20 protein-coding genes are annotated in these 16,180 nt (G+C 60.0%); 12 read left to right on the forward strand and 8 right to left on the reverse strand.

Annotated features, from left to right (window positions below; all coding sequences use genetic code 11):
• Nucleotides 1–8: 8 nt before the first annotated feature.
• From rsfS to BUQ90_RS02355, 4 genes are all read right to left on the reverse strand, one after another.
• Entirely contained in the window at nt 9–329 is a 321-nt protein-coding gene (gene rsfS / locus BUQ90_RS02340) for a ribosome silencing factor (RefSeq protein WP_084192610.1), read from the reverse strand.
• A 95-nt stretch (nt 330–424) separates the two neighbouring features.
• Nucleotides 425–1,066, reverse strand: a complete 642-nt coding sequence (locus BUQ90_RS02345) for a nicotinate-nucleotide adenylyltransferase (protein ID WP_074203535.1) — start codon at nt 1,064–1,066, stop codon at nt 425–427.
• Complete coding sequence (locus BUQ90_RS02350; protein ID WP_074203536.1) at nt 1,063–1,410, reverse strand: ADP-ribosylation/crystallin J1; 348 nt, start codon at nt 1,408–1,410, stop codon at nt 1,063–1,065. Before BUQ90_RS02350 ends, BUQ90_RS02345 begins: the two co-directional genes overlap by 4 nt.
• Nucleotides 1,407–2,660, reverse strand: a complete 1,254-nt coding sequence (locus tag BUQ90_RS02355) for a glutamate-5-semialdehyde dehydrogenase (protein WP_074203537.1) — start codon at nt 2,658–2,660, stop codon at nt 1,407–1,409. The genes BUQ90_RS02350 and BUQ90_RS02355 overlap by 4 nt, the downstream gene beginning before the upstream one ends.
• 253 nt (nt 2,661–2,913) lie before the next feature.
• On the opposite strand from BUQ90_RS02355, the gene BUQ90_RS02360 reads away from it, so the two are divergent.
• Nucleotides 2,914–4,092: a M23 family metallopeptidase gene (locus BUQ90_RS02360; RefSeq protein ID WP_074203538.1), complete on the forward strand. Its 1,179-nt coding sequence runs from the start codon at nt 2,914–2,916 to the stop codon at nt 4,090–4,092.
• The gene (locus BUQ90_RS02365) at nt 4,085–4,507 is read left to right on the forward strand and encodes a bactofilin family protein (RefSeq protein WP_239447332.1); all 423 of its coding nucleotides are present in this window, start codon (nt 4,085–4,087) and stop codon (nt 4,505–4,507) included. Before BUQ90_RS02360 ends, BUQ90_RS02365 begins: the two co-directional genes overlap by 8 nt.
• 27 nt (nt 4,508–4,534) lie before the next feature.
• On the opposite strand, the gene BUQ90_RS02370 is transcribed toward BUQ90_RS02365, so the two are convergent.
• The gene (locus BUQ90_RS02370) at nt 4,535–6,043 is read right to left on the reverse strand and encodes a YifB family Mg chelatase-like AAA ATPase (RefSeq protein WP_074203540.1); all 1,509 of its coding nucleotides are present in this window, start codon (nt 6,041–6,043) and stop codon (nt 4,535–4,537) included.
• A gap of 209 nt (nt 6,044–6,252) precedes the next feature.
• On the opposite strand from BUQ90_RS02370, the gene BUQ90_RS02375 reads away from it, so the two are divergent.
• The 9 genes from BUQ90_RS02375 to dapE all read left to right on the forward strand — a co-directional run bounded on the left by BUQ90_RS02375 (nt 6,253) and on the right by dapE (nt 12,753).
• A complete protein-coding gene (locus BUQ90_RS02375; protein WP_074203541.1) occupies nt 6,253–6,972 on the forward strand; it encodes a hypothetical protein in 720 nt (239 codons plus the stop codon).
• Nucleotides 6,973–7,106: 134 nt separating this feature from the next.
• The gene (locus BUQ90_RS17755) at nt 7,107–7,454 is read left to right on the forward strand and encodes a hypothetical protein (protein WP_074203542.1); all 348 of its coding nucleotides are present in this window, start codon (nt 7,107–7,109) and stop codon (nt 7,452–7,454) included.
• Nucleotides 7,455–7,564: 110 nt separating this feature from the next.
• A complete protein-coding gene (gene rpmH / locus BUQ90_RS02385; RefSeq protein WP_074203543.1) occupies nt 7,565–7,699 on the forward strand; it encodes a 50S ribosomal protein L34 in 135 nt (44 codons plus the stop codon).
• Nucleotides 7,674–8,144, forward strand: coding sequence for a ribonuclease P protein component (gene rnpA, locus BUQ90_RS17510; RefSeq protein WP_204244785.1), 471 nt, complete (start codon nt 7,674–7,676; stop codon nt 8,142–8,144). Before rpmH ends, rnpA begins: the two co-directional genes overlap by 26 nt.
• A complete protein-coding gene (yidD, locus tag BUQ90_RS02395) occupies nt 8,144–8,356 on the forward strand; it encodes a membrane protein insertion efficiency factor YidD (protein WP_074203544.1) in 213 nt (70 codons plus the stop codon). Before rnpA ends, yidD begins: the two co-directional genes overlap by 1 nt.
• 54 nt (nt 8,357–8,410) lie before the next feature.
• A complete protein-coding gene (gene yidC / locus BUQ90_RS02400) occupies nt 8,411–10,225 on the forward strand; it encodes a membrane protein insertase YidC (RefSeq protein WP_074203545.1) in 1,815 nt (604 codons plus the stop codon).
• 3 nt (nt 10,226–10,228) lie between these two features.
• Nucleotides 10,229–10,849: a ribosome biogenesis GTP-binding protein YihA/YsxC gene (yihA, locus tag BUQ90_RS02405; protein ID WP_074203546.1), complete on the forward strand. Its 621-nt coding sequence runs from the start codon at nt 10,229–10,231 to the stop codon at nt 10,847–10,849.
• A gap of 80 nt (nt 10,850–10,929) precedes the next feature.
• On the forward strand, nt 10,930–11,601 hold the full coding sequence (locus tag BUQ90_RS02410) for a glutathione S-transferase family protein (RefSeq protein WP_074203547.1): 672 nt from the start codon (nt 10,930–10,932) through the stop codon (nt 11,599–11,601).
• 9 nt (nt 11,602–11,610) lie between these two features.
• A complete protein-coding gene (gene dapE / locus BUQ90_RS02415; protein WP_074203548.1) occupies nt 11,611–12,753 on the forward strand; it encodes a succinyl-diaminopimelate desuccinylase in 1,143 nt (380 codons plus the stop codon).
• 10 nt (nt 12,754–12,763) lie between these two features.
• On the opposite strand, the gene BUQ90_RS02420 is transcribed toward dapE, so the two are convergent.
• The 3 genes from BUQ90_RS02420 to BUQ90_RS02430 are packed head-to-tail and all read right to left on the reverse strand — an operon-like array spanning nt 12,764 to nt 15,353.
• A complete protein-coding gene (locus BUQ90_RS02420) occupies nt 12,764–13,324 on the reverse strand; it encodes a Smr/MutS family protein (RefSeq protein ID WP_074203549.1) in 561 nt (186 codons plus the stop codon).
• Nucleotides 13,325–13,327: 3 nt separating this feature from the next.
• Nucleotides 13,328–14,650 (reverse strand): murein transglycosylase A, encoded by a 1,323-nt coding sequence (gene mltA / locus BUQ90_RS02425; RefSeq protein ID WP_074204824.1) that lies wholly within the window; start codon nt 14,648–14,650, stop codon nt 13,328–13,330.
• 43 nt (nt 14,651–14,693) lie between these two features.
• Nucleotides 14,694–15,353, reverse strand: coding sequence for a Tim44/TimA family putative adaptor protein (locus BUQ90_RS02430; protein ID WP_074203550.1), 660 nt, complete (start codon nt 15,351–15,353; stop codon nt 14,694–14,696).
• Nucleotides 15,354–15,664: 311 nt separating this feature from the next.
• Here BUQ90_RS02430 and secB point away from each other — a divergent pair, with 311 nt between their 5' ends.
• Entirely contained in the window at nt 15,665–16,177 is a 513-nt protein-coding gene (gene secB / locus BUQ90_RS02440; protein WP_074203552.1) for a protein-export chaperone SecB, read from the forward strand.
• Nucleotides 16,178–16,180 lie beyond the last annotated feature (3 nt).

The following is a 16,180-nucleotide window of genomic DNA, read 5'->3' on the forward strand; positions in this document are numbered from 1 at the left end:
GACCGGGCTCAGGCTTCGGCAGCCTCGGGTTCGGCGTCTTCACCGACCGCCCACATCCGCTCGAGATTGTAAAAGCTGCGGACTTCCGGCCGGAACAGGTGGACGACGACATCACCGGTGTCGATCAGGACCCAGTCTGCATTGGCTAGACCTTCGATCCGCGCTTCCCCGCCCGCCTGCTTGACGCGTTCGGCGAGTTTCTGGGCAATGGCGGCTACCTGACGGGTCGACCGTCCTTCAGCGATCACCATATGGTCCGCGATATTGCTCTTGCCTTCGAGCGGGATGGACACGATGTCCTGCGCCTGATCATCGTCCAGCGATTGCATGATCAGGTCATAGAGCGCACGAGATTCGGCTTTCCCCTCTTTGGAGGAAGCGGGTGTCAGCGCTTTGCTTTTCGATTTGGTCAAAACATCTCCTGTCAGTCTTTGGGGCAGACCAGGCGGCGCGTGACGGCGTCGCGCACGCAGCGATCCGCATATTCCTGGTGCCAATGGGGTCGGGCCATCCGGATCGCGGTGGCCGAGCGGGGGTCGGGACGATAGCGCAAAAATGTCAGCGCTGGCGTACTCCAGTTTGTCCAGTTCAAACGCCGGCTCGCGGGCCGGACGGAACGCCGGAGCCAGGCCATTGCGGGTGCCGCAAAGGCATCATCATCATAGCCGGGACGCGAAATAACTGCAATCGGCAAAAGACGGGCGATTTTTCGCCAGTCTTTCCAGCGGTGAAACTGGGCCAGATTGTCCGCTCCCATGATCCACACAAATTGCCTTTTCGGATAGCGCCGGACCAGCGCACGCAAGGTATCATGGGTGTATCGGGTGCCCAGAACCTGCTCAATCGCGGTTGGTTGAATGGTGGTCCGGCGGGCCATGGCCTGCGCCGATGCCAGACGGGCATGAAGTGGCGCCATATCCCGCGCGCCTTCTTTCAGCGGATTTCCCGGAGAAACCAGCCACCACAATTCGTCGAGCGCCAGCTCCTGCATCGCAAACAGGCTGATCGAGCGATGTGCGCCATGGGCCGGGTTGAACGATCCGCCGAGAAGTCCGGTGGTTTTCATTCCGGAAATGTTCTGACAATCCGGATTTTCCCGACGATATTCCTGTTGAAATCGTCCAGATCCTCGGCGGGAATCCAATATTCCAAATGCTCCCGGCCTCCGGCTTCCTGTATATCGTACCTGGAGAGGAAGGTGGTATCGACTTCAAATTCAGTGACATATCCACTTCCGGAGGCCGGCACGTTCCAATCACGGGCAATCTTCACAGCATAGGACTCGGTTGTCACCGGATAGAAAATCGGTTGCTCCGGAAGCCGTGGCGGGAACGCTTCCATTTCCGCCACTTCGATCAGTTTCAACTCTTCCGGTCCGACAGGGCGCCACAAGGTGGTCACTTGTGTCATGGTCTGATTTGCCCGGTTCCGCGCACCACCCACTTGTAGGTGGTGAGGCCTTCGAGAGCGACGGGTCCGCGGGCGTGCAAGCGGCCGGTCGAAATGCCGATTTCCGCACCCAGACCAAATTCCCCACCGTCCGCAAACTGGGTCGATGCATTGTGCATGACAATCGCGCTGTCTGCTCCGCGAATGAACCGGTCGGCGACCGCTTCGTCTTCCGTCACCACGGCATCGGTATGGTGAGAACCATGGGAGGCGATATGCTGCAAGGCGTCTTCTACCCCTTCTACCATTCGGACAGACAGCACCGTTTCGAGATATTCCGTATCCCAGTCGGCATCGCTGGCCGCGACCGTCCGGGGATCCAGCTCCATCACCGCATCATCGCCGCGAATCTCGCAGCCGGCGTCGATCAGCGCCCGTATCAGCGGGCCAGGTGCCGGATAGTCCTGGTCAATCAGCAGGGTTTCCATCGCGCCGCAGATGCCGGTCCGGCGCATCTTGGCATTGACCGCGATGGCGATCGCCTTGTCCTGATCCGCATGCTTGCCGATATAGGTGTGACAGATCCCGTCGAGATGCGCGAGAACCGGCACGCGCGCTTCTTCCTGTACTCTTGCCACCAGCGATTTTCCGCCGCGCGGGATGATGATGTCCACCAGCCCGCTGGCAGTGAGCATGGCGCCGACAGCCGCCCGGTCCGTCGTCTGGACGAGCTGGATGGCGTCACCGGGCAGGCCTGCTGCCATGACGCCATCCTGCATGGCGTCATGAATGGCCCGGTTGCTTTCAATCGCTTCTGATCCGCCGCGCAAAATCACGGCATTGCCAGAACGCAGACCCAGTGCCGCCGCGTCGGCTGTGACATTGGGACGGCTTTCATAAATGATACCAATCACGCCCAGGGGCACTCTCACCCGCTCCATCACCAGGCCATTGGGCTGCGTATTACGATCGATCACCTGCCCCACCGGGTCCGGCAGATCCGCAATATTCTCGACGGCCCGGGCAACGGCTTCCAGCCGGTCCTCATCGATCATCAGCCGGTCGAGCATGGCACTGCTCAGCTCGCGCTCCCGGCCCGCCGACATGTCGGCCGCATTGGCGTCGAGGATGGACTGACGCCTGTCCCGCAAGGCGGTGGCTGCTGCGCGCAATGCTTCCGCCTTCCGGGCATCGGACATCTGGGAAACCTGCGCAAAAGCAGCACGTGCCCTGTGGCCCATATCGGTTATCAGTTTTGCATGATCCGTCATTCGGGGCCTGCTAGCATGACGTCCCGTTCTGTTTAAGCCACAATCTTGCGGTCGACGTCATAAAGTCCCTTTTCGGAAGCACCAAAACTCCCGGAACGACTCGCGAAAAAGCGAATATGTCGGTTAATTTTACATTAATTCAGCAACTCACCGCATGACTCGTTCGACTCGTCACGAGTCCTTCATCCGGGATTCGCCCGCCCCGATTGGCTCTGCTAGCGGGCTGGTGGGGATAAAAATATAACGGCGGGTCATGCAAGACAGTAACCTCAAATCGCGTGTGTTCGCGCGTCTGGATCACATGTTTACCGATCGCGAATTTTTCATGCGATCGCACGGACAGGTCCGGTTTCTTACCATCACGGCAAAACTGCAAAAGCGTATCGCGGCTGGCGTTGCGCTGGTTCTTGGCCTGTGGCTGATTATTACGCTCGCGATGACGGTCAATCAGATATCAGTCTTCCGCGATCAGGTCTCGCTCGCAGAGAAAGAAGCTGCCGTGAACAGCGCAGAGAACCGGATTGCGGATTATCGCGAATCGATTGACGGCGTGGCCGCGGAGCTCAAGGAGCGACAAACCGTTCTGGAACAAATGACGGAGCAGTTTACCGGCGAGGAACTGAATGCGGCGGAAGACGAGAAGCTCTCCGAAAATGCGCAAAAAATCAGCGCCGCCTTTCCCGCCGCTGCGGCACTGGCCCGGCTGGAAGCCCGTCAGATTGCCTTTGCCCATCGCCTGACCCGGGCGGCTCAGAAACGCACCGCTGATGCGGAAGCGGCGATCCGCAAATTCGGTCTCAACCCGGATGTGCTGGCGAAGAACCTCAGCGGCGCAATGGGCGGCCCGTTCATCCCGTTTTTCAGCAGCGATGATGACAATCTGCATCCCACGCTCGAGCGGCTGAATATCGCTCTGGCGCGGATGGAGCAACTGGAAAGCACATTGCTCACCATTCCGTCTGCCATGCCGGCAGACATCTCGATGATGTCGAGCGGTTATGGCTATCGGCGTGATCCATTTACCGGTCGGGGCGCCATGCATAACGGTATTGATTTCAAGGGACCGCATGGAGAGCCCATCCTCGCCGCCGCCCGCGGCAAGGTAACGCATGCAGGCTGGAAGTCGGGCTATGGCAAGACCGTGGAAATTACCCATGGAAATGGGCTGATGACCCGCTATGCTCATCTTTCGCGAATCGGTGTCCGCACCGGTGAGACAGTCGCGCAAGGAAACAAACTGGGGGCAATGGGAAGTACCGGACGGTCGACCGGCACGCACTTGCATTTCGAGGTGCGTCTGAATGGAAAAGCCATCAACCCCCGGCCATTTTTGGAGGCGAATACAGATGTTCTCAAAGTCCAAGCCGTCGCAAGACAACGCGCCAATGCCTCAGAGCAGCGCTCCGAAGAAGAAGGAAGCACCCGTGGCTAGAAACAATTCAACCGGCGGTCCGAGTTTTTCGATTATCGGTGACGGCATCACCATCACCGGCAATATTGACGCAAAAGTCGATCTTCATATCGACGGGGAAGTGATTGGCGACATCAAGTGCCTGTCGCTCGTCCAGGGCCCGTCAAGCAAGATCCAGGGTGCCATTACGGCGCAGAATGCCAGCCTGTCGGGCGCAGTTGAAGGATCAATTGATGCCGGCGACCTGATGATCCTCGCGAGCGCCCGCATTGGCGGCGACGTGACCTATGAAAATGTCACCATAGAGCAAGGCGGTCATGTCGACGGCAAGTTCAAGCACAAGAGCAGCCGGTCTCCCAATCTGGCGAAATCGACCGTCGATGTCGCCAGCAAGTCGCCGCCTCTGGAACTGACCGAGGGCGACAAGGCTGCCTGATTTCGGGGCCACCTGCATACCGATTGACTAGTTTCGGGGCATCTGCCGCCGGTAACTGAGCGCTTCGGCAATATGGATCCTTCCAATATCCGGCGCGCCGGCGAGATCCGCTATGGTGCGCGCCACTCGCAGGATTCTCGTATATCCCCGCGCCGACAGCCGCATCATTTCGGCTGCGTCGGTCAACAGGCGTTCTCCCGGCGCGTCGGGCGTGGCAAAGGCTTTCAGTTGCTCCCCCTCCAGCAGGCAATTGATGGCGCCATCGTCTTTTGCGTTCCGTTCCCGCTGGACCTGGCGCGCCCGCCGAACTCTCTCTGCCACCCGCTCTGATCCTTCCGCCGGTGGCGGCACGGTGAGATCGGATGCAGACAATGCCGCCACTTCGACATGCAGGTCGATGCGGTCGAGCAGCGGACCGGAAATCCTGGCCTGATAATCGGCGGCGCATCGCGGCGCGCGGGAACAGGCGAGGCTGGCATCTCCCAAATGGCCGCAGCGACAGGGGTTCATCGCCGCAACCAGCTGGAACCGGGCCGGGAAAGTGACATGGGCATTCGCCCGGGCAATGCTGATCTCTCCGGTCTCCAGCGGCTGACGCAGGGAATCCAGAACCGGTCGCTGAAATTCCGGCAGCTCGTCCAGAAACAATACGCCCAGATGGGCCAGGCTGATTTCCCCGGGGCGGACTTTCAGACCGCCGCCGGCCAGGGAGGCCATCGAGGCCGAATGATGGGGAGACCGAAACGGCCGGCTGCGGCTCATCTGCCCGCCATCCAGTGTGCCGGCGACGCTGGCCACCATCGAAACCTGCAGGGCTTCACTCGCCGACAGGGGCGGCAATATGCCCGGAAGACAGGAAGCCAAAAGCGACTTGCCCGATCCCGGCGGACCACTCATCAGCAGGTTATGTCCCCCGGCTGCGGCGATCTCGAGCGCCCGCTTTGCTGTCTCCTGCCCCTTCACGTTGCTGAGGTCGGTGCCATATTCCGGATCCGGCGCCTCGCCGGTTTCGGGTGGTGACAAGACCGATTGTCCCTTGAAATGGTTGAGCAGGGTCAGCAGGTCAGGCGGGGCCAGTATTTCGATCTCCCCGGCCCAGGCCGCTTCCGGTCCCTGGCTGGCCGGACAGACAAGGCCGCGCTTTTCCTCCGAGGCGTGCAATGCCGCGAGCAGGACACCGGGGGTCGCCGCGAGCCGCCCGTCCAGCGACAATTCCCCGACGACCACATATCCCGCCAGGGTTTCGGCATCGATGACCGCCATCGCCCCAAGCAGCGCCAAAGCGATCGGCAGGTCATAATGGGAGCCTTCCTTGGGCAGATCGGCCGGTGACAGGTTGATCGTGATCCGCTTGGGCGGCAGGGACAGACCCAGCGCGGAAATCGCCGCCCGGACGCGTTCCCGGCTTTCCGCAACCGCCTTGTCAGGGAGGCCCACCACGTTGAATGCCGGAACGCCCGGTGCCAGCTGGCACTGAACTTCGACCGGGCGGGCTTCGAGGCCAAGATAGGCCACGGTTGATACCAGCGCTACCATGTCCGTTTGCACCTCCCCGCCGCCCGTTTCGCTTGAACAGACCTTTGACGAGGCAAGGAGGGGGAGTCGAGGCGGAACAGCTTCTTGGCCGGAAGGGTCAATACCGGCAGATTTTCGCCAGTTCCGCCGATCTCCCCGCTAATACGTTAAGAGGATCTCAACCATCCGTTTCTACGCTTTGGCAACGGCAGCAAGCCTAGAGAGGTCTCATGGAACGGGATCAGCAGAACGAAACCGATCAGAATAGCGGCTTTGGCGGCCTGCTATGGATCATCCTGTTCGCCGCGTTCGCGCTGATCATGCCGCACAAACCCGCCGCAGCGGAGAGCGATTCCTACGTCGTGCAGGAAATTGTCGAAACAATTTCCTATGATCTGGTCGAACCGGGATCGGGGACTGCTCCGGATTCACCCGCTCTTGACCAGTTTGGCCCGTTTGAAGTCATCTCGCCCTATCTTGTACACATGCGCGGGACCGTGGACAGCGATTCACCCGGCCAGTTTGCGGCAATGATGCGGCAATATCCCGGGATCCGGCAAATCGAGATGATTGATTGCAGCGGATCGATCGACGAAGACGCAAATCTCCGGCTGGCCCGGCAAATCCGCCAGGCCGGTATCAATACACATGTTCCCGCGCACGGTTCGGTACGTTCCGGTGCGGTTGAACTTTTTCTGTCGGGGATCCGCCATACTGCCGATCCCGGCGCGGAATTTGTGGTTCACAGCTGGATTGACGAGGACGGCGTGGAAGCGAGCGAATACCCCGCCAATGATCCGGTGCACGCCGAATATCTCGACTATTATGCCGAAATGGGCGTTCCGCGCGACAAGGCCCGCGCCTTTTACGATCTGACCAACAGCGTGCCATTTGCAGAACAGCTCAAACTGACCAGCAGCGATCTCGCCCGGTACCAGCTTTTGCACTGACACCGGCAAGCCTTTGTCACAAAATAGCTTTTCGTTCACCTGATATCCATTTTGGCCGCTCATAATGGTCGCGACACATGGAATGATTGAGGGAGGTGCTTGCGGCCGGACCCGCGATGCACCACATTGGACGTATGAAAACAGAGGCAGAATACCGGCTGGAGAAGAAGCGGTGGCGATATACGTCCGGCTACCGTTTCGTGCTTTCGATTCTCGGGTTCTTCCTGATTCTGATATCGCCGATTGTCGGCGCCATACCGGGGCCCGGCTTTGTCATCCTGTTCCCGATCGGGTTGGCCCTCGTCCTGCAAAACTCGCGCTGGGCCAAAAAGCGCTATGTCGACTTCAAACGCCGGTTTCCGCAATATGGGAAATGGACGGACTGGGCGATGCGGCGGCCGCGCCACAAGGAATTGCCCGATGATTTCGAGTTGCCGGTCTTCGGCAAGGTCAAAACCGGATCAGAACAGCGAGAAACATAGCCGCTGACGCTTGACTTTCTGCGCCTGCGCTCTTATCCGCACTCTCCAGAACACGGCCGCAGGCAACTGGCGGCCTTTTTTATCGAAATTCGAGTGACAGGACAATCGCGATGAAGCGCACTTTTCAACCGAGCCGACTGGTCCGCAAACGGCGCCATGGTTTCCGTGCCCGCAAAGCCACCGTTGGAGGCCGCAAAGTGCTGGCCGCCCGCCGCGCGCGTGGCCGCAAGAAGCTTTCTGCCTGAGCCGAACAAATCCGCTGACGGCGCGTCCGGCGTGCCGCCGACCCCGGACAATATTGAAAGCCGAGATATCCGTTCCCGGACGACCGGAACGACAATCGAGGTGATTCGCAAAAGATCGGATTTTCTCGCCGCCAATCGCGGCAAGCGATTCGTCGCGCCCGGATTCGTCCTGCTGTGCCACCCGCGACCGGAATCCCATCCCGTCCATCCCGACCTGAAGCGCTTCGGGATCACGGTGACCAAAAAAATCGGCAATGCCGTGACCCGCAACCGGATGAAGCGCTGCTTCCGTGCACTCATGGCAGAAACGCTGCCGGAACATGGACTGGCCGGCGCCGACCATATCATGATCGGGCGCAAACAGGCAGGTGAACCGCAGTTTGCCGACATGAAATCCGATCTTGTCAAAGGCTTGGCCCATCTTGCCCGGAAAGTCGGCAAGTGATGCTGAAGGCGGTTTTCATCTTTCTGGTTCGCTGCTGGCAATGGGGTCCGTCGCGGATTCTGCCCCCCACTTGCCGGTACAGTCCGACCTGTTCGGCCTATGCCATCGAAGCGATAGGGAAATATGGTGCGATTAGGGGTAGCTGGCTGGGAATGAAGCGGCTATTGCGCTGTCACCCTTGGGGCGGGTCGGGCTACGACCCGGTTCCTTGAACATCCCGGGCGGCGGGCATATCTGATGAGATCACGAGACATTTAGGAATCAAAGTGGACGACAAGCGCAATATCATCATGGCGGTTCTGCTGACCGGCATCATTCTGTTTGGCTGGCCACTGGTGATGGAACAGTTCTTCCCCGAAATGGTGAACCAGAACGAAGCCACGGAACAGGCCGCCAGTCCGGCTGCTGATCCGGCAAGTGCCGATGGTCTGGCTCCCGCTGTTTCCACCGATACGGGGGCGAATGACATCGCCGCTGACGCTGTCGCCGGCACGATCCGGCCGCTGGCCGCAGTGCTCAGGGAAAATCCCCGCGTCCTGATCGATACGCCGCGGCTCAAGGGCTCCATCAATCTGCAGGGCGCGCGCTTCGATGACCTGACGCTCACTGATTACCGCGTCGCCCTCGACAAGGACAGTGACCCGGTCCGGCTATTCTCGCCATCGGGAACCGAAAATGCCTATTTCAGCCGATTTGGCTGGGCCGGCAAAGACATTGCGCTGCCCGGTGACAAGACCGTCTGGTCCGCCGATCAGAGCAAGCTGACGCCGGAAACGCCGGTGACACTGAGCTGGAACAATGACACTGGTCAGTCCTTTGCGATCACCCTGTCGATCGACGAAAATTATCTTGTCACCGCCGAACAGAGCGTCACCAATCGCGGCGAGGCCGATATCGCAGTCAATCCCTTCGGTCTGCTCAGCCGGGTCCGCAATCCGAACACCATTCCCTCCGTCGAACAGGACAGCTGGACCATCCATATCGGTCCGATGGGCGTGTTCGAGGAAACCGCCAATTTCGATACCGATTATGAGGATGTCGAGGAAGCCGGTGCCAGCGGCGTATCGGCAAATGTCACCAATGGCTGGATCGGCTTTACCGACAAATACTGGCTCGGCGCGCTCATTCCGGTGACCGACACCAAAATTGACGGCAAGTTCCGCGCCGGCAGCGGAGATGTCTATCAGGCCCAGATCTCCCGCCAGAATGCGCAGATTGTCGCTCCCGGAAAGGTTCTCACAACCACCACAAGACTGTTTGCTGGTGCCAAGGAAACCGCGCTGCTCGACACCTACAAGGAGCAGTATAACATCACCCTGCTCGACCGGGCGATCGACTGGGGCTGGTTCTACTGGTTTGAAAAGCCGCTTTTCTATCTGCTCAACTGGCTGTTCGAAATGGTCGGCAATTTCGGCGTCGCGATCATCCTGATGACCTTCGTCGTTCGCGGGATCATGTTCCCGATTGCCCAGAAACAATTCGCCAGCATGGCGCAGATGCGCGCGGTGCAGCCGAAAATGAAAAAAATCCAGGAAAAACACAAGGACGACAAGCAGAAGCAGCAACAGGAAATCATGAAGCTGTACAAGGACGAGAAGGTCAATCCGCTCGCCGGCTGCCTGCCCATCTTCCTGCAGATTCCGATATTCTTTGCGCTATACAAGGTGCTGATGCTGTCAATTGAAATGCGGCACCAGCCGTTCATGCTTTGGATCAAGGATCTGTCGGCTCCCGACCCGCTGACGCCCGTCAACCTGTTCGGTCTGATCCCGTTCGATCCACCCAGTTTCCTGGCGGTCGGCATATTGCCGATCCTGATGGGCATCACCATGCATTTCCAGTTCAAGCTCAATCCGCAGCAGATGGATCCGATCCAGCAGCAGATCTTCAGCTTCATGCCCTGGATCCTCGTGTTCATCATGGCGCCATTTGCCGCCGGTCTGCAGCTCTACTGGACGGTTTCCAACATTCTCACCATCATCCAGCAGAAATGGCTCTATTCGCGCCATCCGCAGCTCAAGGAAATGATGGCGAAGGAAGCCGAAGAGAAGGCCCGGAAAGAAGCCGAGGCCAAGGGATAGCGAGTGGAACCGCTCCATCCGAAAATCTTTTCCGGACCGATATCTTTCCTGAAATCGGCGCCGCAGCTGCAGTTCCTGCCCGATCCTTCGGTCCCGGAAATCGCCTTTGCGGGCCGCTCCAATGTCGGCAAGTCCTCGCTGATCAATGCGCTGACCAACCGCAACGGGCTCGCGCGCACGTCCAATACGCCGGGCCGGACACAGGAGCTCAACTTTTTTGATGTCGGCGATCCGCTGATCTTCCGGATTTGCGACATGCCGGGCTATGGCTTTGCGAAGGCACCGCCGAAAACCGTCAAGAAGTGGCGCTACCTGATCAACGACTATCTCCGCGGCCGTCAGGTGCTGCAGCGGACATTCGTGCTGATCGACAGCCGGCATGGCATCAAGGACACCGACAAGGACGTGCTCGACATGCTCGACAAGGCGGCGGTAAGCTACCGGATTGTGATGACCAAGGCCGACAAGGTCAAATCAGACGCGCTCGCCAAGATGGCGGAGCAGGTGGAAGCCGAAGCACGGAAGCATCCCGCGGCGCATCCCGAACTGCTGATTACCTCTTCGGAGAAGAAACAGGGCATTGAGGACCTCCGGTTGGCGGTACTGGAATCGGTCCAGTCGTAACCGGACCGGACCGGACTGCGAACCGGTGTTCAACAAGTTCCGCCTTTCGCCGGGCTGTTGAGTGAGTTAGGATCGAATCCATGAAACTGATAATCGGAAACAAAGCCTATTCCAGCTGGTCGATGCGCGGATGGCTGGCCTGCAAACAGTCCGGCCTGTCATTCGAAGAGCTGACCGTTCCCCTGTTTGGCGAGGACTGGGACGAAGTGCGCGAAAGCGAAAATTTTGCCCCCTCGGGTGGCAAGGTTCCGATCCTGTGGGACGGGGAAACGGTGATCTGGGACAGTCTCGCGATTATCGACTGGCTGGCCGACAAGACCCATCGCGACCGCTTCTGGCCCAAGGATGAAAGCGCGCGCGGCATGGCGCGGTCGATGGCCGCCGAGATGCATTCCAGCTTCATGGCGCTGCGCAAGCAATGTCCGATGAACACACGCAAACGCTACGAAGGCCTGCAATTTACACCGGAAGTGTTGCAGGATGCCGCCCGCATCATGGAGCTCTGGGCGCAGGCGCGGGCCCGCTTTGGCGGAGGTGGCCCGTTTCTGTTCGGCACCTATGGCGCGGTCGACATCATGTATGCGCCGGTCGTGTCACGTTTCCAGACCTACGGGCTCCAGGTGCCCAGCTTTGCCGCCACCTACATGGACACCATGCTCCAGCATGACTGGATGGTGCAGTGGATGGAGGCAGCGGAGGAGGAACCCTGGGTGATTGAGCGGCTGGAACAGCCCGAAACGGCAAAGGGTTGAACCCGAGCCATGACTGACACCAGCCCGGTCAAACTGGCGAAAAGCCTGATTGCCTGTCCCAGCATCACACCGGCCACCGGTTCGGTTTTCGAAACATGTGAATCGATGCTCGAGCCGCTGGGATTCGAAGTCTCGCGATTTGTCGCCGGCGACGCGCCGGAACAGGCGGATCTTGGCGGAGCGGTGGAAAATCTGTTCGCGATCCGGCGCGGCGCGGATGACAGCCGGCACTTTGCCTTTGCCGGACATCTTGATGTCGTGCCGCCGGGTGAAGGCTGGCACAGCGATCCCTTCGCGCCGGAGATTCGCGGCGATCTGCTCTACGGACGGGGCGCTGTTGACATGAAGGGCAGCATCGCGGCCTTTGTCAGCGCGTTGCACCAGCTGCCCCGGGATCTGGGCACGATCAGCCTGATCATCACCGGAGACGAGGAAGGCCCGGCGCGTTTTGGCACGGTCGCGCTGATGGACTGGATGGCGGAGCGCAATATCCGGCCCGATCTGTGCGTGGTCGGCGAGCCGACATCTGTCCATCGTCTCGGCGACATGGTCAAGATCGGCCGCCGTGGTTCGGTGAATATGTGGGTGACGGTCAACGGCACCCAGGGCCATGTCGCCTATCCTCATCTCGCCGACAATCCGATCACGCGGCTGGGCAAAATCCTGAGCGAGATCGACGAACTGCACCTCGATGGCGGCACCGACTGGTTTCAGGCGAGCAATATCGAATTTACCGATCTCCATGTCGGCAATCCCGCCCATAATGTCATCCCGGCCCGGGCCGAGGGCCGCCTGTCGATCCGGTTCAATGACCAGCATAGCGGAGATTCGCTGAGCCAGATGATCCGCGAAATTGTCGAAAAACATGGCGGCAAACTGAGACCGGTCATCTCGGGCGAGCCCTTCTTGACACCCCCGGGAGAATTATCGGAACTGGTCGCCACGGCGATCACCGACGTCACCGGTGTCGAACCCGAGTTGTCAACCAGCGGCGGCACATCCGATGCCCGTTTCCTCTCCAAAATCGTGCCGGTTGTGGAATTCGGGCTGTGCAATGCGACCATGCACAAGCTGGACGAAGCCGTGGCCATTGCCGATCTCGACCAGCTGGCTGAAATCTATGCCCTGATTGTGCGGCGCGCGCTGGGCTGAGCCCCGAAATCTATCGCCGGCGGCGGAGAATGATGTAGAGCGCGCCGGCTCCGCCATGGCGTGGATGGGCGCGTCGCACGGTTGCGATATAGGGCGCGTGGCGGGACGCGGCCAGCCAGTCGGACACGGCCGCCCGGATCGCGCCGCGGCCGCCTTCGCGGTGCCGTTCCTCGCTGCTGCGCGACTTGCCGGTAATCAGCAACAGGGCACGGTGGCCCGCCGAAATGCTGAGCTCCAGTGCGCTGTCGAGGCGGCCATGGGCAGAAGACAGCGTGTGTCCGTGCAGATCAATGGTGACGTCCGGCTGAACCACACCCTTGCTCAGGCGACGGTCCCAGTGGCCGTCCAGCCCGGCCTTTTCCGGAATTGCCACCAGGTCTTTCAGCGAAATGGCCCGGTGGGGGGCACCGCCAAATGTCGCTGCGGTAATCGGGCCTTTGACCTCGCGCAGTTTCTTCGCAACCGGCAGGGAATCCAGCCGGCGCACCCGCTTCTGATCGAGCGGCTCCACCGTTTCCACCAGTTTTTGCCACAACGCCTTCTCTCCGGCGGTCAGGGGCCGGTCGGACATCGCTCAGTTGCCCGGTGTGCCGGATGCTGCCTGCAAGCGGGCCAGCGAACCGCGCGGCAGGAATATCAGCGCCTGTCCGCGGGATGACATGCCGCCCGCAATTTCGCGCGCCTCGCTGCCGGCACCCCAGAATGTATCAAACCGGTTCGCGCCCTTGATTGCGCCGCCGGTATCCTGCGCGATCCAGAGACCATCGGCGATATTATGCTCCAGATCGAGAAATACCGGCGCACCGAGCGGAACAAACAGCCGGTCCGCCGCCACCGACGTCCGGCCGACCACGGGATGTCCCATCGCGCCGAGCGGTCCCGGCCCGGTCAGTTCACGAAAGAAAATATAGCTGCGGTTTTCGCGCATGATTTTCATGCCCTCTCCGGGATTGGCCCGCAGCCATTCGACAATGCCCTGCATGTTGGTCTTGCCGTCCGCGAGAAGGCCCCGCTCGCGCATCACCCGGCCGATCCCGGTATAATCCCGCCCGTTCTGCCCGGCATAGCCGATCCGCATGACCGACCCGTCAGGCAGGGCGAGGCGACCGGAGCCCTGAATTTGCAGGAAGAAAAACTCGATATAGTCCGCCGCCCACGCAATCTCGAGGCCCTGGCCTTCGAGCGCGCCGTCGTCAATTTCGCCGCGGTCAGCAAAGGGAACCAGTTTGGTGCCATCGATCTTGCCGCGAATGCGCTTGTCTTTCAGCGTATCCGAAAACAGGCCCAGATCCACGTCGAGCAGATCGGGTGGCCGTTTGTAGACCGGTACTTCATAACCGGTTACCCGCTCCCGGGATCCGGCAATCTGGGGTTCGAAATAGCCGGTCGCATAGGCCCTGCCATCGGCGATGCGAACCGCTTCGAACTGTGTTTCAAAAAACCGCACGGCATCATTTTCGGACCAGTCCCGCGCAGCGTCACAGGCGGGCTTCCAGTCCTCTCCCCGGGTCAGACCGCTATTGTCGGTGCGACGGACGAGCGACGGACAGCTGGTGCGGAAAGACTGCAGCGCCGGACCGGCCTTGATCGGCTGGATCCGGAGCGAGCGGATATCCGGTCCGGCGGAAAAACCGGCAAGAATTGCGCGATCAGCCTTGGCCGCATCAGGCGCGGTTGCCGTTTCGGGAACCGGCTCGATGGTGCCCGCTGTCTGGGGAACCTGCGGTGTTCTGGCAGGAGGTTGAGCGGTCGGTGCAGGCGTGGGCGGATCTTCTGATCTTTGCGGTGCGCTGGTTTGCGGCGGATCCGGTGCGCGTTGCGCGCCTTCGGGTATGATCGATACCGAACAGGCCGACAATAGCAGCAGTCCGCCAGCCATGGCCGCCAACCGTGTCATCGGCCGGGTTGAAGAAAGGATATGAACGCCGGTCCCGCGGGACTCAGGCTTCATCGGTTTCGTCAAGAACCCAGGCTGGGCTGGCGCTGGAAAGGTCGCGCATGAAGGTCCAGACATCATGCGTATCGACGGCGTCTGACAGCGAGCCACCGATCAGCTTGCCGTCCTTGTCTTTCACGACAGCGGCAATGTCCGCGTCAAAACGGACAGTGATCCGGGCGACAGGCCGGTCATAGGATGCATCGACGATCCGGGCGTCCTCAATCCGGACGAGCCGGTTGTCGAGAACTTCGCCATTGGCCTCGCGGGCATCGATGGCGGCCTCGAAGCTTTCGAACACATCTTCGTCGCACAGTTCCTTGAGCTCTTCGCGGTCGCCCTTCCAGAAGGCTTCCAGGATCATGCCATAGGCAGCCCGGGCACCTTCCATGAACCGGCCCGCATCAAAATTGCGGTCGGCGGAGAGGATGGCCCGCATGCCCGATTCGGCAGCAGCATCGTAAATCATGGTCGGGGCCGGGACGGGAGTGTTAGGGGCCGGTCCGATATCGGGAACAGGGGTTTCCCGCCGGTCCGTGCCAATGCTGTCCTGTGGGCGCTTATCCAAGCTGTTCTCTATGTTTCGCGGCGTATGCTCCTGCTCATGGCCGGTGCGTTTTCCCAGAACGGAATAGAGACGCAGGCCCAGAAAGGCCGCAACCATCGCCAGAAGAACTATTTCAATAGTCACGATAACTCCAATATCTTTATTTCCCCCTACATAGGCAGGAAATGGCCCGGTTTCAAATGCCTTTCGCGTTCCATACGCGCCGGTTCACCGTTTTTTGCCTGTTTAGGTTTTCCATTGTGAACCCCCGATGACGAAATTGGCCGCGTCTCTTGCGCCGGATCCGGCATCTTCGCCCGCTGACATCCATCATTGCCCTTCGGATAATCCCCTGCTAGGCGCGCTGCAAACAGCGCGGCATTTCGCGCTTTGTTCAAGATCGTGTTTATTCCGAAAGGACCAGATTGATGGTTGATGAAAACGGCAATGTTACTACCCCTGATCCGGCAACCAATGGCGCCGACAGCGGCCCCCAGATTGGTGTCATCTCACAATATGTGAAAGATCTTTCGGTGGAAAACCCGAACGCCCCCGACGTGTATCAGTGGGAAGAGCAACCGCAGATCGATGTCCAGTTCAATATCGGTGCCAACAAGGTCACCGATGAAGTACAGGAAGTCGAACTGAAGATCGAGGTTGTGGCCAAGGCCGACGCTGGCATCGCGTTTCAGATCGAGCTGCAATATTGCGGCCTGTTTGGCTTGCGCAACGTTCCCGATGACCAGGCCCATCCGTTCCTGTTCGCCGAAGCCCCACGACTGCTTTTCCCGTTTGCGCGGGCGGTCATTGCTGATGCCGTCCGCGATGCCGGCTTCCAGCCGCTGATGCTGGAGCCGATTGATTTCACCGCCCTCTACATGCAGCAGCGCGAGCAGATGGCGGCGCAGCAAACGGGTGAGCAGCCGGTCGGGAACGCCTGACAG

It is taken from the genome of Parasphingorhabdus marina DSM 22363 (assembly GCF_900128895.1).
GTDB lineage: Bacteria > Pseudomonadota > Alphaproteobacteria > Sphingomonadales > Sphingomonadaceae > Parasphingorhabdus > Parasphingorhabdus marina.

Bases quoted from the DNA above. Each gene is read 5' to 3' on its own strand.
- secB (WP_074203552.1), top strand. From the start codon at position 15,665: ATGGTTGATGAAAACGGCAATGTTACTACCCCTGATCCGGCAACCAAT.
- BUQ90_RS02360 (WP_074203538.1), top strand. From the start codon at position 2,914: ATGCAAGACAGTAACCTCAAATCGCGTGTGTTCGCGCGTCTGGATCAC.
- BUQ90_RS02410 (WP_074203547.1), top strand. From the start codon at position 10,930: ATGAAACTGATAATCGGAAACAAAGCCTATTCCAGCTGGTCGATGCGC.
- yidD (WP_074203544.1), top strand. From the start codon at position 8,144: ATGCTGAAGGCGGTTTTCATCTTTCTGGTTCGCTGCTGGCAATGGGGT.
- BUQ90_RS02345 (WP_074203535.1), bottom strand. From the start codon at position 1,066: ATGAAAACCACCGGACTTCTCGGCGGATCGTTCAACCCGGCCCATGGC.
- BUQ90_RS17755 (WP_074203542.1), top strand. From the start codon at position 7,107: ATGAAAACAGAGGCAGAATACCGGCTGGAGAAGAAGCGGTGGCGATAT.
- BUQ90_RS02355 (WP_074203537.1), bottom strand. From the start codon at position 2,660: ATGACGGATCATGCAAAACTGATAACCGATATGGGCCACAGGGCACGT.
- rpmH (WP_074203543.1), top strand. From the start codon at position 7,565: ATGAAGCGCACTTTTCAACCGAGCCGACTGGTCCGCAAACGGCGCCAT.
- BUQ90_RS02375 (WP_074203541.1), top strand. From the start codon at position 6,253: ATGGAACGGGATCAGCAGAACGAAACCGATCAGAATAGCGGCTTTGGC.
- rsfS (WP_084192610.1), bottom strand. From the start codon at position 329: ATGCAATCGCTGGACGATGATCAGGCGCAGGACATCGTGTCCATCCCG.
- mltA (WP_074204824.1), bottom strand. From the start codon at position 14,650: ATGACACGGTTGGCGGCCATGGCTGGCGGACTGCTGCTATTGTCGGCC.
- BUQ90_RS02430 (WP_074203550.1), bottom strand. From the start codon at position 15,353: ATGGTTGCGGCCTTTCTGGGCCTGCGTCTCTATTCCGTTCTGGGAAAA.
- BUQ90_RS02350 (WP_074203536.1), bottom strand. From the start codon at position 1,410: ATGACACAAGTGACCACCTTGTGGCGCCCTGTCGGACCGGAAGAGTTG.
- BUQ90_RS02370 (WP_074203540.1), bottom strand. From the start codon at position 6,043: ATGGTAGCGCTGGTATCAACCGTGGCCTATCTTGGCCTCGAAGCCCGC.
- dapE (WP_074203548.1), top strand. From the start codon at position 11,611: ATGACTGACACCAGCCCGGTCAAACTGGCGAAAAGCCTGATTGCCTGT.
- BUQ90_RS02420 (WP_074203549.1), bottom strand. From the start codon at position 13,324: ATGTCCGACCGGCCCCTGACCGCCGGAGAGAAGGCGTTGTGGCAAAAA.